Source organism: Flavobacterium sp. NPDC079362 (genome assembly GCF_050267765.1).
Taxonomy (GTDB): Bacteria; Bacteroidota; Bacteroidia; order Flavobacteriales; family Flavobacteriaceae; genus Flavobacterium; species Flavobacterium azizsancarii.
Map to the genome: position 1 here is coordinate 1 of NZ_JBNNFM010000025.1, position 14625 is coordinate 14625.

A 14625-nucleotide genomic window follows, 5' to 3' on the forward strand; every position below is an offset into this window, starting at 1 on the left:
CCATTTTAGCCCAAATTTACATTTTTCAAGAAACACTCTGTAAATCTACTAGTATAATAAAAGAAAGAGGTCGTCTTTTCAGACAACCTCTTTTTTTATATCCTTAAGGAATATTTAAATATTTATGAGTCTGAAGCGAAACTCTCCACTTTGGATTACTCATTACATAATCTACAATCAGGGGCGTCATCTCCTCTTTTTTGCTCCATTCTGGCTGAAGAAACAAAATCGCATTGCCATTTACCAACTCTGCCTGCTCTTCTGCAAAAATAAAATCATGCTTATTATAAATAATCACTTTTAACTCATGCGCATTATCATACACCGTTTGTGTTGGTAATTTATTCTTTTTCGGAGAAAGACAAATCCAGTCCCACGTACCTGTTAATGGATATGCTCCGGAAGTTTCTATATGAACTTTTAAATTTCTGTTTTTTAATTCCTGAGTCAACAAGCTCATATCCCATGTCAAAGGCTCACCTCCTGTTATCACGACAGTATCTGCTGAACTTGCGGCATTATTCACAATTAAATCTACACTTGTTGGCGGATGTAATTCTGCATTCCAACTTTCCTTCACATCACACCAGTGACACCCTACATCGCAACCACCAATTCGGATAAAGTAAGCAGCAGTTCCTGTATGAAATCCTTCTCCCTGAATAGTGTAAAATTCTTCCATCAAAGGCAACATCGCTCCTTTATTTACTTCTAATTGTATTTCTTTTGATAACATTATTATATTTTAAAGTGCAAAGATAGTCAATTAAATACGGAACAAAAAAAACCGATAGCCCTAAAAGAACTATCGGTTTTCTATTTAATAAGAGATCTTATATTATTTTAAAGCTTTCACAGATTGTGCAGCATAAGCATTTGCAGGATCTAAAACTAAAGTTTTGTTGAAATACTCAACGGCTTTAGCTTTATCTGTATTAGCATAACTAGCACCAATACTATTGTAAGCCTCAACTAATTTCTTAACTGTAGCAGGTTTTGCCAATTCTTCAGCTCCCTTAGCAGTAGTTCTTGTTACGTACTCTTCGTAGTTTTTGATAATCAAATCATCTTTCTCTAACAAATTGTTGATTCTACCTTTGTATAAGTAAGCCTCATCATAAGTTGGAGAAGCTTCTAAAACTCTGTCAAAAGCAGTTTCAGCTTTAGCTAAAGCAGCAGCATCAGCAGCACCATTGGTTTTATTTACATTCGCATAATAAAGTGAAATACCATAATAAACATTATCATCTAAATAATTTTTAGATTCTTTATTATTAGCCCCAAGTTCAAAAACAGTAGCCGCGTTTGCATATTGTTTTTTACCAAACAAAGCTTTTCCTAAATCAGCAAGTTCTTCAACAACTAAAGGCTCTAACTCAATTGCTTTTTTAACATCAGCAATACCACTATCAAAAGCAGCCTGATCTACTACACCTTCTGCATTAGTTCCTTTTTTTATTTTTGATAAACCTAAATATAAATAATCTCTACCAATTACTTTATTTGAAGGTACTTTCATAAAATCCTCAATAGATTTAATCGCTACATCAACATTTCCATTTTCATAAGCAGCGTATCCTAAATATCTGTAAATTCTAGGGTTAACTTTATCTTCAGCAATCATTTTATTTGCTACAGTCTCTAGAGTCTTATAATCTTTCACCAGGATTAAGAAATCTGCGTGACGCATTTTAGAATCTAATGAGTAATCTGTAAGACTTAAATACTTCTCATAGTTAGTAATTGCGTTTTGCAAATTAACTTTAGCAGTAGAAGACTTATTTCTTCCCCATTTGTAATATGTTTCAGCCAATTCTCTGTAAACCGGGCCATAATTAGGATTTATTGCAATAACTTCATTAAAAGCTTTAATTGCTTCTTCGTAAGACTTAGCTCCTTTTAACAAAACACCTAATTGCATTTTTGCTCTCAAAAGTGTTGGATCAGCAGTAAATGCATCACGGTATGCTTTATAGGCATCATTTTGATTATTTGAACCATAATAAGCATCACCAATTGTTAAAAGAGCAGTTGCATTTTGAGGATCTAATGCCAAAGCACGTTTTAAAACAGCAATTGCAGCAGGATAATCAGGATTAGTTGAGTTGATATAAGCTCTACCAATGTAAATAAACTCATCTACATCTTTACGCTTCATATCTTTTGTAGCCAAACCAAAATTGGCCTGAGCCGCAGCAGCATTTTTATTGTCAAGATCTATCTGACCTAACCCAATATAATTTAGATTTTTCTTATCAGACGCCTGCAATCCATTTGCGTAATAAATTTTAGCAGAATCAACAATAGATTGATTTAAATATACATTACCTAAAACAAAATTAGCTTCTCCATCTGAAGGTTTTGCTTTGATGATTGATTTAAGCAAAGACTTTGCTTTTTGAAATTGTTCAGCATCGATAGCTTTTTTAGCTTCTTTGATATCTTGCGCTTTTACTACAGAAACTGAAGCAACTAAGGCAAGACTAAAAATTTTAAATTTATTCATCTTTAATTGTAATTAATTTATTCTTTATCGTTAATAATTTGATTTCTAATTTTAAGATTCCTTCCCGGAGTCCTTATTGGCAATAATCCTGATTTCAAAATTATACGCTGTCCAATATCCCCAGATATAAATGACGCGAACCCCATTCCTAAACCAGTATAACCCTGACAATTTATAATAAACAAATCACGTGCCAAAGGATATTTCATCTCAGCCAGATCATTTTGGGTCGGGCTGTAATATTTATCATCATTAAGGCCTTTTACAGACAAAACATTGATTTTTTTAATAACATCAGCCATCTTTGGCGAAGGCTGCGAAAGCCAATTAACCCCAACTACTCCGATCATCCCATCATTTTCAGATACGAATTTAATAACTTCATCGTTAGTTTTAAAAGAAAAAACACCCTTGGCAGGAATATCTTTTACTTTTGCCAATTCCTTCATATAACGAACCGTACTTGAATTTGGATTATCAAATACAAGTCCTTGAAATCGAGAATTCGTTTTCCCCTGCATAAAATCAATTACCGTTTTCAACGCAATTAATGTATCATTATTGCCTTTGTTCGAAATAAAAGCAATCGCATCTGTTGCAAAGGGCGTAACTCTTGGATTAATTTTACTTTTTTTGAACCTTGCCAATTCCTCTTCTGTAAGATTTCGGGCAGTAACAGCCACTTTTGCTCTCTGATTTAATAAATCATTTATTAATTCAGATTCCGATTTGGGTGTAACAGTAATTTTTGAACCATAATATGTTCCTTCAAAAACAGCGACCTGATCATCAACGATAGGTTTAATTGTTTCATCGACAGTAATATCCATTGATCCTTTTAAAATTGTTTCTTTATCAGATTCATTTTTGCTTTTTTGGTTGCACATGGCAAACAAAAAAACAAAAACAACCAAACCAACAACCTTACTATATTTTAACATCATTATTCTGCGTTTGAATTAATTAATCTCAAAAAGCGAATTGCCGAATACACTATCAATAATCCACCAAAAGCATACCTGTATTTCGGTTCCATATCTAAAGGAAGCTTCTTCCAAAACATAATCATTAAACCGAGTACAAGATATATTAAAAAAAACAGTATTCCTAAAACAAGAAGAAATCGCTCTTTGAGCGATTTCTTCTGAATATTATTAAGCATATCTTTTAACATTATTCTGCAGATTGAATAGTAATAGGAAGAGAATAAAGTACCCTAACTTTTTTACCATTTTGCTCGCCGGGAGTCCATTTTGGACATTTTTTAAGAACACGAATTGCTTCTGCCCCTGTACCGTAACCGATATCCCTTAAAACTTTAATGTCGGTCAATGAACCGTCTTTTTCAACTACAAAAGTAACGTAAACTTTACCTTTTAAACCTTCCTCTTCAGGAGTCTTATAATTGTTTCCTACGAATTTGTAGAATTTTTCAATACCACCCGGGAAATCTGGTTTTACCTCGATACCAGCAGTATTATAAACATTATTATCTTCCTGAATAATTTCAGTAACTGGTCCTTTACCAACTGGCTCATCTACAGTTAAAACTGCATCCGGATCTCCTTTGATAGTTTCGTTACCTACTTTTTTATCTTTAAGATCCACAATTTTTGGTGGGTCTTCAGTAATTTCATTTGCTTTGGCAACCACTGGCTTCACAAACTTCACCTGATCCACTTTTGGTGGTGGTGGTGGTGGTGGTGGTTGATTTGGCTTAATTTCCTCCTTTTTAGGAGCAATTTTTACTGTCGCAATTTTAATATCATTATTCACTACCTCTTCTTCAGAATCCGGTAACAAACTTGCAATAAGAGGGGCAGCAACAGCAAGACTAAAAATAACTGAACCAATGATAAGTGCCTTTACGGTCGTACTACGGTTCGCTTTTCTTAACTCATATGCACCATATATCTTATTACGCCCTTCGAATACGATATCAAGCCACTGATTTTTAATTATATCTAATTTCATTTTTCTTGATTATTAAGGATTAAAACAAGATTGCTCTTATTTTTTATCTATCAATTTCGTCTCTTCCGGAGTAAACTCAGGAACAATAGCATAAGTCTCTACTCCTGAAATCGCCATCTCATCCAAAATATCAACCAAATTACGGTAATTTGATTTTTTAGTTGGCTTGATAATAACTATAATCCCATTTTTAGGTTTCCCTAAAGATGCAGAATAAGCTAAAACTGCTTTTTTCTGAGTTAATAATTCTCTACGAATTCCGTCTTTACCATAGGCGATCTCTTTTGGTCCAACTTTTGGAGTTGCAAGCAATCCCATATAATAAACCATTTTATTGTCCTCGCCAAGCATTACTGTCATTGTACGATTCTCATCTACTTTTGTATCCTTATTATCTTTCTCATTAGGATCTTTATCAGGCAGAGACAAATCCATCGATTGAGGTTTTGACAACGATGTGGTTAACATAAAGAATGTGATCAATAAGAATGCTAAATCCACCATTGCCGTCAAATCGACTTTAGAATTCTGCTTTTTACTTCTTACTTTACCACCTTTTCCGCCTCCACCGTCGCCGGTATTTAATTCAGCCATTTTAGTGTATATTTTTTAAATTAAAAGTCTTTTCCTCTCATACCTGTAACTAAGTTAAAGGAATTGATTTTTTGATCTTGCAAAATATCCATGATCTTTTTGATTTGTGGATACTCTTCTTTAGCATCACCTTTTATTGCAATTTTCAATTCTTTATCATCAATATCAATCGCAGCTCTTCTTGAGATCAAAAGCCAGTCTTTTAATTGATTGTCTAATGAATCTATTGGCACTCCAGGTTGGTTTGCTTTTGTTCTATCAGCCGCTTTCATGTCGATGATTTGTTTCAAATTTGCCAATGGAACACCGAAGTCATCCATTAATGCAAATTTAGTTTTATCATCTTCTGAAAAAGTAACACCGTATTTTGCTCCCATTCCTTCAAGAGTTCTTTTACGAATCTCTCTTCCTTTAATGTCGAAAAACACTTTGCTTTTCCCATCTGCACCTTTTCCTATTGTAATGATTGCTAAATCCGTATCAGGTAATTTAGTCTGAGCAACAGAAGAAGGCATATCTACAGGAAGTGCTTCTGGCACTTTAGCAGTAGCGGTCAAAATAAAGAACGTAAGCAAAAGGAACGCAACATCGCACATGGCAGTCATATCTGTCGATGTTGACTTTTTTTTCATTTTTATTTTAGCCATTATCTTTTATTTTATTTTGATATAATTAATTATAATTAATACTAATCAAAAATTAATTATTGTTTCAAACTTCCTCTGAATCTTCTGTAAGTGTTTACGATAGTAACACCAGCCTCATCGATAGAGTAAGTTAAATCATCAATTTTAGCTGTAAAGAAGTTATAAGAAACGATCGCTAAGATTGAAGTAGAGATACCTGTTGCAGTGTTGATAAGTGCCTCAGAAATACCTGTTGCAAGTGCAGCCTGGTCTGGAGTTCCAGCAGAAGCTAATGCACCAAACGCTTTAATCATACCTGATACAGTTCCTAATAATCCACCTAAAGTTCCTAATGATACTAAAGAAGAGATAATAGTCATGTTTTTTTCTAACATTGGCATTTCTAATGAAGTTGCCTCTTCGATTTCTTTGTGGATTACTTCTGCAGCTTCTTCACTGTTGAAACCTTCTTTTTTAACATCTTGGTATTTTACCAAAGCAGATTTAATTGCATTTGCAACTGAACCTTGTTGTTTGTCACATGCAGCAATTGCAGCTTCAATGTTTCCTTCTTTAATACTTCCTTGTACACTTTTCATAAATGCATCTAAGTTAGCTTTACCAGCAGCTTTACCAATAACGATAAATCTTTCAATAGAAAAAACAACAACCATTAAAAACATACCTAATAATACCGGTACAATAAAACCTCCTTTATATACTTGACCTAATGTATTGATCGGGTGACCTGTTTCTGGATTACCTCCTTCGAAGTTAGAAGCATCTCCCATAATTACTTTCCAAATAAACACCCCAACTAAAATACATGCAACAATAATGATTCCAGTAATCATTCCTCCTCCATTTGAAGTGCTTTCTTTTTTAACTTTAACGTTTGCCATTTTTTTTAATTTTAATAGTTTTAAATAATTTTTATTTTTTAGTTATATTTAACTTGTAGAGGAGCAAATTTATACGTTTAGTTTAAATAAAAAAACTTTTTTTAATTTAATTGAAGCAAATTTAACGTCAATTTAAAAAATATCTCATTAAATTGCTAGCATCATTTTTTAGATAAAACAAAAAATAGGGCGATTAATGGGAAAATTACAACGTTTTAGTAAATATTCAAACATTCCTTTGATATCTTCTTAAAAAGTTGCGAAATTATTTTTTATATAATTTTCAATCAAAAATAGCTTTTTCTTACTAAAAATAACGAACTCAAAATGTTAAAAAACCAAGCAATACTCTTATAATCATCTAAATTACAAATAAAACATGAATAAAAAGGATAATTTCATTCAGGATATGAACAATGGCTACCTATCTAAAGGTGATAATATAATTCTGGGAGGAGCCATTCTTGATGGAGAACCAATCGCAGAAGTCCATGTCAAAATCCCATTAAAAACGTTAAATCGGCACGGACTTATAGCCGGAGCAACCGGAACTGGAAAAACAAAAACGATTCAGGTTTTTTCTGAACAACTATCGAATGCAGGAATCCCTGTTTTGATGATGGACATAAAAGGGGATTTTAGCGGAATTGCCAAAGAAGGAAAACACGAAGCGTTTATTACGGAGCGACAGGCTAAAATAAATATCCCTTATAATGTTGCCTCTTTTCCTGTTGAACTAATGTCTCTTTCTAAACAAAATGGCGTTCGATTAAGGGCGACAGTTTCTGAATTTGGTCCTGTTTTATTTTCCAGAATTTTAGATTTAAACGACACTCAGGCCGGTGTTGTTTCTGTTATTTTTAAATATTGCGATGATAACCAAATGCCTTTATTAGATTTAAAAGACATTAAGAAGGTTATCAATTATATTACTGAAGAAGGTAAAGAAGAAATCTCTGCCAGTTATGGTAAAATTTCGACTGCGACAACGGGTACTATTTTGAGAAAAATAATAGAATTGGAACAGCAGGGCGGTGATATATTTTTTGGGGAATTATCTTTTGAAATTGATGATTTAATGCGAATCGATGAAAACGGAAAAGGATATGTAAATATCATTCGATTAACGGATATTCAGGATAAGCCTAAATTATTCTCTACTTTTATGTTGAGTTTATTAGCTGAAATCTATCAGAAAATGCCCGAAAAAGGAGACGTTTCACAACCTGAATTGGTTATATTTATTGATGAGGCCCACTTAATTTTCAACGAAGCGAGCAAAGCTCTTTTAGATCAGATTGAAACTATTATAAAATTGATACGTTCTAAGGGCGTTGGTATTTATTTTGTAACTCAAAATCCTATGGATGTGCCGAGCGGCGTTCTGGCTCAATTGGGATTAAAAATCCAGCACGCCTTAAGGGCTTTTACTGCAAATGACCGTCAGGCGATTAAGAAAACAGCTGATAATTATCCTACTTCACAGTATTATAAAACTGATGAATTATTGACAAATTTAGGAATTGGCGAAGCGCTGGTAACGGCATTAAACGAAAAGGGAATCCCTACACCGCTTGTCGCAACGATGATGCGTGCACCAATGAGCCGAATGGATGTTCTGACTTCTGATGAAATCGAAGCCATAAACAGCAAATCGAAACTCGTAAAAAAATATATTGAGGAGGTAGACCGGGAGAGTGCTTATGAAATCCTGAATAAAAAAATAGCTGATGCTGCGCAAGCCAGCGAAGAAAAAGAACAACAAGCACCAACGAGATCATCAAAATCTGAACCAAGCACAACAAGTGTTGTAACAAAATCAGTTTTGAAAGTAGTTACAAGTGCCACTTTTATAAGAGGGGTGTTTGGCGTTTTATCTAAAATATTTAAGAAGTAAATTTTCCACCATATAAATTATATAAGTTCATAAAATCTTCGTGTTTGGATTAAATGAACTTATATAACTTATGTGGTTTATATATTATACGTTTTGCAATAACTCCAGGATTTTATTTTCAATTTCTGGAGAGTTCCAGATATTTTCAATATCATCAGTTCTTAAAACCTCTTCCATAATTCCGTTTTGAAAATCACCAATAGCCAGCGCTTCGGCATAAGGGCGATCACTGAAAGTAACACGACTATAAAGCGGAATCCATTTATCAGGATGTTTATCAGAGAATGCTTTTTCGATTTTCTTTTGCAGCAAGAATTTCTCGTCGGCCGTTTTTGTACTCATTTCCATGAAATTTCGGTATGAAAGTTCTGCAATAGCATCCGCATTTGGCTTACGAGAGATTTCATATTCAGAGAAAATTTTCTTCCAGTCGTCTCCATATTTTTCGATCATTTCGTTCAGGACCGTAATATCTTCAAAACCGGCATTCATTCCTTGTCCGTAAAACGGGACAATAGCATGACAGGCATCTCCAATTAAAGCGATTTTATCTTCGTATGTCCACGGAAAACACTTCATGGTAACCAAAGTACTTGTTGGATTTTTAAAGAAATCCTCTGCGAGTTTTGGAATCACTTCGATCGAATCGGGGAAATTTTTCTCAAAGAAATCTTCTACCATTTTACGATCTGTTAATGATTCGAACGAATTCTCTCCTTCAAAAGGCATAAACAAAGTACACGTAAAACTACCATCTAAATTAGGCAATGCAATTAACATGTATTTACCACGTGGCCAAATGTGAAATGAATTTTTATCCAGTTTATGAGTTGCATCAGCATTTGCAGGAATATTCAATTCCTTATAGCCCATATTCAAAAATTCCTGCGAATAATTAAACATACTCTGACGTTGCATTCTGTGTCTGATTCTAGAGAAAGCGCCATCGGCACCAAAAACCATATCATACTTTTTCTCTTCCCACTCTCCTCTTTCGGTTTCACCAATATGCAAAGTTGCATCGCTTAGTGTAACATCCCAGATTTTTTGGTCGAAATAAAATTCAGTTCCGGCTTGTTCGGCTAGATCAATCATTTTTCGGTTTAGTGTTCCTCTTGAAATCGAATAAATCGACTCACCTTCTTGTCCGTAATTCTGAAAATTCAGTTTATCGACTAAATGAATGGCGCGTTTGTCCATTGGGATTGCGATTTCACGAACAGATTCGCCAACACCAACGCCATCAAGAGCTTTCCAACCTCGATTAGACATGGCCAAATTTATAGAACGACCCGAAAAATTAATTTTGCGAATATCAGGGCTTCGATCATAAACATGAACGACATGACCTGCTTTTTTGAGATAAATTGCCAATAGTGATCCTACTAATCCAGAACCGACAATTGCAATTTTTAGTGGAGTTTGCATCAAGAAAAATCTAAATATAAGATCGTAAAAATAAGTAATAATTATACAAGAGCTTAAAAATAAAGTAAATATTTATGATTTATATGGGCATGACCCGCCGAAAAAAGCGGGTCGGGCTATCCACTATATTCCCGATTTAGAAAAACTACGGCTAAAAAGCCTTGTTTTTCTAAATCGGGAGATACCGTTCCTATCCCTCATGCAAACCTTTTTCATAACAAAATTCCAGTTTTAATGATTTATTAGAAATTCAAAATGAATTACTTTCGCTAAAAGAAATAATCTCACAAAGACGCAAAAGCACAAAGTTTTACACAAAGCCACAGAACATTAAGATTAAAAAAAATCTGCAAAATCTGCGTAAAAAACTTTGCGCCTTTGTGGCTAACTCATAGAACAAAAATGAAAAGCGAACTATTACAATCTGATATCATTTTAGAAAACGAAAAAGTACTATTACTTCCATTCGAAAATGAAAGAAACATCGAGCTCAAAGAAATTATTTTTGATGATGAGATCTGGAAATACATGGGAATGTATGTAAGAAATGATTCTGATTTCGAAAATTATATTCAAAATACCTTGAAACAAAAAGCAGACGGAATCTGTTATCCGTTTTTAATAATAGACAAAGCAACAGACAAAGTTGCCGGAAGTACACGTTACGGATACCTGAATCACGCAAGTCAAAAATGCGAAATTGGCTGGACCTGGTACGGAAAAGATTTTCAGGGAACAGGTTTAAACAAAGCCTGCAAATATGAATTACTGAATTTTGGTTTCGAAAATATTCAGTTTAAAAGAATACAATTTAGCGCTGATCTTGAGAATAAAAAATCTCAAAGAGCTATTGAAAAACTAGGTGCTATAAAAGAAGGCATTTTTAGGAATAATTATGTTGATGCCACAGGAAAAAGCAAAGATGATGTTTATTATAGTGTCATTTTAGAGGAATGGAAAAATACTAAAGAGAAATATTTTTCTGATTTTATTTAAAAACTCAGAAAAACTTTTTCATAGAAAAAAGTGGTATTTTAGCTTATTCTAAAAAACTATTATATCAATGATGGAATTACAAGCTATTTACCAAAAAACTATAAAATTTGCTGCTAAAAAACATGCAGATCAAAATCAAGTAATTCCCGGAACTAATTTGCCATATGTTGTTCATTTGAGTAATGTAACAATGGAAATTATATTTGCTTCGCAAGAAACAAAGGGGTTTAACAAAGCCTTTGCAATTCAGGTTGCCTTGCTTCATGATATTATTGAAGATACAAAAACTACATTTGAAGAACTCACCGAAGAATTTGATGAAGAAATTGCTCAAGCAGTTTTAGCCTTAACAAAAAACGCTACAATACCCAAGGAAGAAAGAATGGCTGATAGTTTGACCCGAATTAAAAAATTATCAAAAGAAGTTTGGTCTGTAAAATTAGCTGATAGGATAACTAATTTGCAGGTTCCGCCTGAACATTGGAACTTGGAAAAAATAAAAGCATATCAAAAAGAAGCTTTACAAATATTAGAGACATTAAAAGGTGCGAATGAATATTTAGAAAAACGACTTTCAGAAAGAATTCAAAATTATTCAAAATACTGCGACACGACGGCATAATTTCAAAAACAAACCAATACAATACCACAAAATGAACCTATACTCAGAACATTATGTAAGTAAAAATTGCGAGCGGTTTGTCAATAAAATTTGGTGTCTCGATAACAGCATTGGCGAGAGCCTGATCGAAAATAAACTTGTTTTACCAAACGGTTGTTTTAATCTGGCGATTGTAAGCGGAAACGCTATTGAGGTTCACACCAGTAAAAGCAAATATGAAATGAACGAAGGGTTTTACTTTTGTTCGCAAATGACCAATAAAGTTTTGGTCAATATTCAGCCAAAAACTAAAGTTACAATCATACAATTGCACGCGTGGACACTTTCGATGTTTCCTCGTTATGATTTGAGCGGTTTTACAGATTCTATTGTCAAAATTGATGTTGCCGAATTACCTTTTCAAACTAAAATCGAAACTGGTTTAAGTAGTGATATTTCAATATTATTAAATACAACTAATTCCTATTTTGAAGAATTAAGTGCTGCAAATCTCAACAAAAATGCAGTTGAAAAAATCTGTGAAATCATAAAATTTCAAAATGAAGAAATTACGGTTTCAGAAATAGGAAAAAATCTAAATGCTTCGCAAAGATCGCTTCAAATTAAATTCAAAACTGCGACCGGACTTACGATTAAAAATTACATTCAAATCCTGAAATTCAGAAAGGCGGTTGATCAAATGGTAAATTCTGATTTAGAAAAATTAAAACTGACTGATGTTGCACTTTATAATAAGTATTTTGATCAATCGCATTTCATCAAAAAGTTCAAAGATGTAACCAAAACAACTCCCAAAATGTTCAATTCTGATTCTTATTTTCTTTCTAAAAAAAGATAACATTTCGCATTTGTACAATTTTATTACATTTGATTGCATTAATATTGCAAAATCATCAATCAATCAAATCAATCAAAATGAAAATCAACAAATCATTTTTTCAGCTAAAAACAATTTTAGTTGGAATACTGCTCTTCCAATTCCATATTGGATTTTCTCAGGAAGAAAAAAACTCGAAGCTTTACAAAACAATCATGTCAAGAGACAGTCTTCTTTTTAAAGTTGGCTTTAATACTTGCGACGTCTCACAATTCGAAAACTTACTTAGCAACAATTTTGAATTCTATCATGACAAAGACAGCATTCAGGACAAAGCTTTATTTCTAAAAAATATTAGAAAAGGTTTATGCAGTTCGACCAAAACGTATCAAGCCAGAAGAGATTTAGTTGAAGGCAGTACAGAAATTTATCCGTTAGCCAAAAATGGCGTTCTGTATGGCGCATTGCAAATAGGAATTCATCAGTTTTTTGAACCTTCACCTGGTCAAAAAGACAAATTTGGAAGTACCGCAAGATTCACTCACCTCTGGATACTGGAAAATGGAGTTTGGAAATTAAGAAGATCCTTAAGTTACGATCACCAGGATGTCAATACTGTGGGAACTAAATCAAGTATCTTTGATAATGATCCTGAAATTGAAAAATGGTTAAAGCAAAATAATGTTCCCACTCTGGGAATTGGTATAATCAATAATGGAAAACTTCAGCAAATAAAAGTATTTGGCGAACTCAAAAAAGGCTTTACAGCACCATATAACACAATATGGAATGTGGCTTCATTGACAAAACCTGTAACGGCAATGGTTGCTTTGAAACTGGCAAGTTTAGGAAAGTGGGATTTAGACGAACCACTTTATAAATACTGGACAGATCCGGATATTGCAAATGATCCTAATACAAAGCTATTAACAACGAGAATTATTTTAAGCCATCAAACAGGTTTCCCAAATTGGCGCTACATGAACGAATCGGGTAAATTGGACTTTAAATTTAAACCGGGAACAAAATATCAATATTCAGGTGAAGGATTCGAATATTTGAGAAAAGCGCTGGAAAAAAAATTCCATAAAAAACTAGATCAGTTAGCAGATGAATTGATTTTGAAACCTTTAAAAATGTCTGATACTAAGTTTATATGGAATGACATAACTGATGTTTCAAGATATGCTACTAATTATGACAATAAAGGCATTGCATACGAACCAACCAGGAATAAAACAGCAAATGCTGCTGACGATTTATTAACTACAATTGGAGATTATGGCACTTTTTTATGCAGCGTCATGAATAGCGACGGATTAAGCAAGAAAGTTTTTGATGATATGACATCGCATCAGGTAGAAACCAAAAAGAATAAATATTTTGGATTGGGTTTCGAGATCTATGATTTAGGAAACAACGATTACGCTTTATCACATGGCGGAGCAGACAAAGGTGTTCAGACTATCGTTTTATTGCTGCCAAAAACAAAACAAGGTCTGATTATTTTTACCAATGTTGACGATGGTTATAAAGTGTATGAAAAAATAGTAAATCACTATTTGGGAGAAAATGGAAAAAAAATAATTGAAATTGAAACGAAATAGACATGAATACTAACAAGAATACTATGCCACCCATGATCAATATAATAGTTCTATTTATGCTGTTTTTAAGCAGACAGGTAGCAGCACAAAGTAATAATGAAGTTTTAAAAATGGATCTTTTAAAAACTGAAATCATCAAAATGGACAGTTTACTTTTTGATGTTGCTTTTAATCAATGTGATGTTTCGCTCTTTAAGAAAATAATAGCCGATGATGTCGAATTTTACGACGACCGTTCTGGATTAAGCACTTCTAAACCAAATGAAATAAAATCTCTTCTTGCAAAATGTGACAGACCAGAAAAATTAACCCGAAAATTAACGTCTTGCACGATTGATAAACTAGGAGATTTTGGTGCTGTACAAATAGGAGAACATACTTTTTATATTAACGGAAAACCGGAAGGAACAGGCAGATTTATTCATATCTGGGAACGAAAAGATAATGATTGGAAATTGAAACGAATTGTGAGTTACGAGCATAGACCTATCAAAAAATAGCGAATATGCTTTTATCCTAAAATACCTTTTTTATAGTAAAATGAAAAAAAATTGCCTGATATTGAAACTTAATTGAAGTTTAGTCGTCTATTAAAATAGGACACGATAAAATAGAAAGTTAAATCTCTAGTTCCTTAGAGATTTAACTTTCATGCA

15 protein-coding genes are annotated in these 14625 nt (G+C 33.3%); 6 read left to right on the forward strand and 9 right to left on the reverse strand.

Features of this window, described 5'->3' with window-relative positions:
* Window positions 1-103: 103 nt before the first annotated feature.
* The 8 genes from ACQKCJ_RS18250 to ACQKCJ_RS18285 form a co-directional block, all read right to left on the reverse strand.
* The gene (locus ACQKCJ_RS18250; protein WP_271338250.1) at window positions 104-736 is read right to left on the reverse strand and encodes a 7-carboxy-7-deazaguanine synthase QueE; all 633 of its coding nucleotides are present in this window, start codon (window positions 734-736) and stop codon (window positions 104-106) included.
* A 102-nt stretch (window positions 737-838) separates the two neighbouring features.
* The gene (locus tag ACQKCJ_RS18255) at window positions 839-2506 is read right to left on the reverse strand and encodes a tetratricopeptide repeat protein (RefSeq protein ID WP_427402614.1); all 1668 of its coding nucleotides are present in this window, start codon (window positions 2504-2506) and stop codon (window positions 839-841) included.
* 17 nt (window positions 2507-2523) lie between these two features.
* Window positions 2524-3447, reverse strand: a complete 924-nt coding sequence (locus ACQKCJ_RS18260) for a PstS family phosphate ABC transporter substrate-binding protein (RefSeq protein ID WP_271338269.1) — start codon at window positions 3445-3447, stop codon at window positions 2524-2526.
* Between the two features lie 2 nt (window positions 3448-3449).
* Window positions 3450-3680, reverse strand: a complete 231-nt coding sequence (locus tag ACQKCJ_RS18265) for a hypothetical protein (RefSeq protein ID WP_026983456.1) — start codon at window positions 3678-3680, stop codon at window positions 3450-3452.
* Window positions 3680-4480 carry an energy transducer TonB gene (locus tag ACQKCJ_RS18270; protein WP_271338252.1) on the reverse strand — a complete coding sequence of 267 codons (801 nt, stop codon included), beginning with the start codon at window positions 4478-4480 and terminating at the stop codon, window positions 3680-3682. The genes ACQKCJ_RS18265 and ACQKCJ_RS18270 overlap by 1 nt, the downstream gene beginning before the upstream one ends.
* 36 nt (window positions 4481-4516) lie before the next feature.
* Complete coding sequence (locus ACQKCJ_RS18275; RefSeq protein ID WP_271338253.1) at window positions 4517-5074, reverse strand: ExbD/TolR family protein; 558 nt, start codon at window positions 5072-5074, stop codon at window positions 4517-4519.
* 20 nt (window positions 5075-5094) lie between these two features.
* Window positions 5095-5721 (reverse strand): ExbD/TolR family protein, encoded by a 627-nt coding sequence (locus ACQKCJ_RS18280; RefSeq protein WP_271338254.1) that lies wholly within the window; start codon window positions 5719-5721, stop codon window positions 5095-5097.
* Between the two features lie 56 nt (window positions 5722-5777).
* A complete protein-coding gene (locus ACQKCJ_RS18285; RefSeq protein WP_072964391.1) occupies window positions 5778-6602 on the reverse strand; it encodes a MotA/TolQ/ExbB proton channel family protein in 825 nt (274 codons plus the stop codon).
* Between the two features lie 379 nt (window positions 6603-6981).
* Between ACQKCJ_RS18285 and ACQKCJ_RS18290 the strand changes: the two genes are divergently transcribed.
* Window positions 6982-8499, forward strand: coding sequence for a helicase HerA-like domain-containing protein (locus ACQKCJ_RS18290; protein WP_427402615.1), 1518 nt, complete (start codon window positions 6982-6984; stop codon window positions 8497-8499).
* 84 nt (window positions 8500-8583) lie between these two features.
* Here the strand turns inward: ACQKCJ_RS18290 and ACQKCJ_RS18295 are convergent, their stop codons facing one another.
* Complete coding sequence (locus ACQKCJ_RS18295) at window positions 8584-9927, reverse strand: FAD-dependent oxidoreductase (protein WP_427402616.1); 1344 nt, start codon at window positions 9925-9927, stop codon at window positions 8584-8586.
* Window positions 9928-10329: 402 nt separating this feature from the next.
* Between ACQKCJ_RS18295 and ACQKCJ_RS18300 the strand changes: the two genes are divergently transcribed.
* The 5 genes from ACQKCJ_RS18300 to ACQKCJ_RS18320 all read left to right on the forward strand — a co-directional run bounded on the left by ACQKCJ_RS18300 (window position 10330) and on the right by ACQKCJ_RS18320 (window position 14469).
* A complete protein-coding gene (locus ACQKCJ_RS18300; RefSeq protein WP_427402617.1) occupies window positions 10330-10923 on the forward strand; it encodes a GNAT family N-acetyltransferase in 594 nt (197 codons plus the stop codon).
* A gap of 67 nt (window positions 10924-10990) precedes the next feature.
* On the forward strand, window positions 10991-11545 hold the full coding sequence (locus ACQKCJ_RS18305) for an HD domain-containing protein (RefSeq protein ID WP_427402618.1): 555 nt from the start codon (window positions 10991-10993) through the stop codon (window positions 11543-11545).
* A gap of 31 nt (window positions 11546-11576) precedes the next feature.
* Window positions 11577-12383 carry a helix-turn-helix domain-containing protein gene (locus ACQKCJ_RS18310; protein ID WP_427402619.1) on the forward strand — a complete coding sequence of 269 codons (807 nt, stop codon included), beginning with the start codon at window positions 11577-11579 and terminating at the stop codon, window positions 12381-12383.
* 77 nt (window positions 12384-12460) lie between these two features.
* Entirely contained in the window at window positions 12461-13969 is a 1509-nt protein-coding gene (locus ACQKCJ_RS18315) for a serine hydrolase (protein ID WP_427402620.1), read from the forward strand.
* 2 nt (window positions 13970-13971) lie between these two features.
* Window positions 13972-14469: a nuclear transport factor 2 family protein gene (locus ACQKCJ_RS18320; RefSeq protein ID WP_427402621.1), complete on the forward strand. Its 498-nt coding sequence runs from the start codon at window positions 13972-13974 to the stop codon at window positions 14467-14469.
* Window positions 14470-14625: the final 156 nt, after the last annotated feature.

Bases quoted from the DNA above. Each gene is read 5' to 3' on its own strand.
- ACQKCJ_RS18255 (WP_427402614.1), bottom strand. From the start codon at position 2,506: ATGAATAAATTTAAAATTTTTAGTCTTGCCTTAGTTGCTTCAGTTTCT.
- ACQKCJ_RS18250 (WP_271338250.1), bottom strand. From the start codon at position 736: ATGTTATCAAAAGAAATACAATTAGAAGTAAATAAAGGAGCGATGTTG.
- ACQKCJ_RS18300 (WP_427402617.1), top strand. From the start codon at position 10,330: ATGAAAAGCGAACTATTACAATCTGATATCATTTTAGAAAACGAAAAA.
- ACQKCJ_RS18270 (WP_271338252.1), bottom strand. From the start codon at position 4,480: ATGAAATTAGATATAATTAAAAATCAGTGGCTTGATATCGTATTCGAA.
- ACQKCJ_RS18275 (WP_271338253.1), bottom strand. From the start codon at position 5,074: ATGGCTGAATTAAATACCGGCGACGGTGGAGGCGGAAAAGGTGGTAAA.
- ACQKCJ_RS18320 (WP_427402621.1), top strand. From the start codon at position 13,972: ATGAATACTAACAAGAATACTATGCCACCCATGATCAATATAATAGTT.
- ACQKCJ_RS18315 (WP_427402620.1), top strand. From the start codon at position 12,461: ATGAAAATCAACAAATCATTTTTTCAGCTAAAAACAATTTTAGTTGGA.
- ACQKCJ_RS18265 (WP_026983456.1), bottom strand. From the start codon at position 3,680: ATGTTAAAAGATATGCTTAATAATATTCAGAAGAAATCGCTCAAAGAG.
- ACQKCJ_RS18310 (WP_427402619.1), top strand. From the start codon at position 11,577: ATGAACCTATACTCAGAACATTATGTAAGTAAAAATTGCGAGCGGTTT.
- ACQKCJ_RS18305 (WP_427402618.1), top strand. From the start codon at position 10,991: ATGATGGAATTACAAGCTATTTACCAAAAAACTATAAAATTTGCTGCT.
- ACQKCJ_RS18290 (WP_427402615.1), top strand. From the start codon at position 6,982: ATGAATAAAAAGGATAATTTCATTCAGGATATGAACAATGGCTACCTA.
- ACQKCJ_RS18260 (WP_271338269.1), bottom strand. From the start codon at position 3,447: ATGTTAAAATATAGTAAGGTTGTTGGTTTGGTTGTTTTTGTTTTTTTG.
- ACQKCJ_RS18285 (WP_072964391.1), bottom strand. From the start codon at position 6,602: ATGGCAAACGTTAAAGTTAAAAAAGAAAGCACTTCAAATGGAGGAGGA.
- ACQKCJ_RS18280 (WP_271338254.1), bottom strand. From the start codon at position 5,721: ATGGCTAAAATAAAAATGAAAAAAAAGTCAACATCGACAGATATGACT.
- ACQKCJ_RS18295 (WP_427402616.1), bottom strand. From the start codon at position 9,927: ATGCAAACTCCACTAAAAATTGCAATTGTCGGTTCTGGATTAGTAGGA.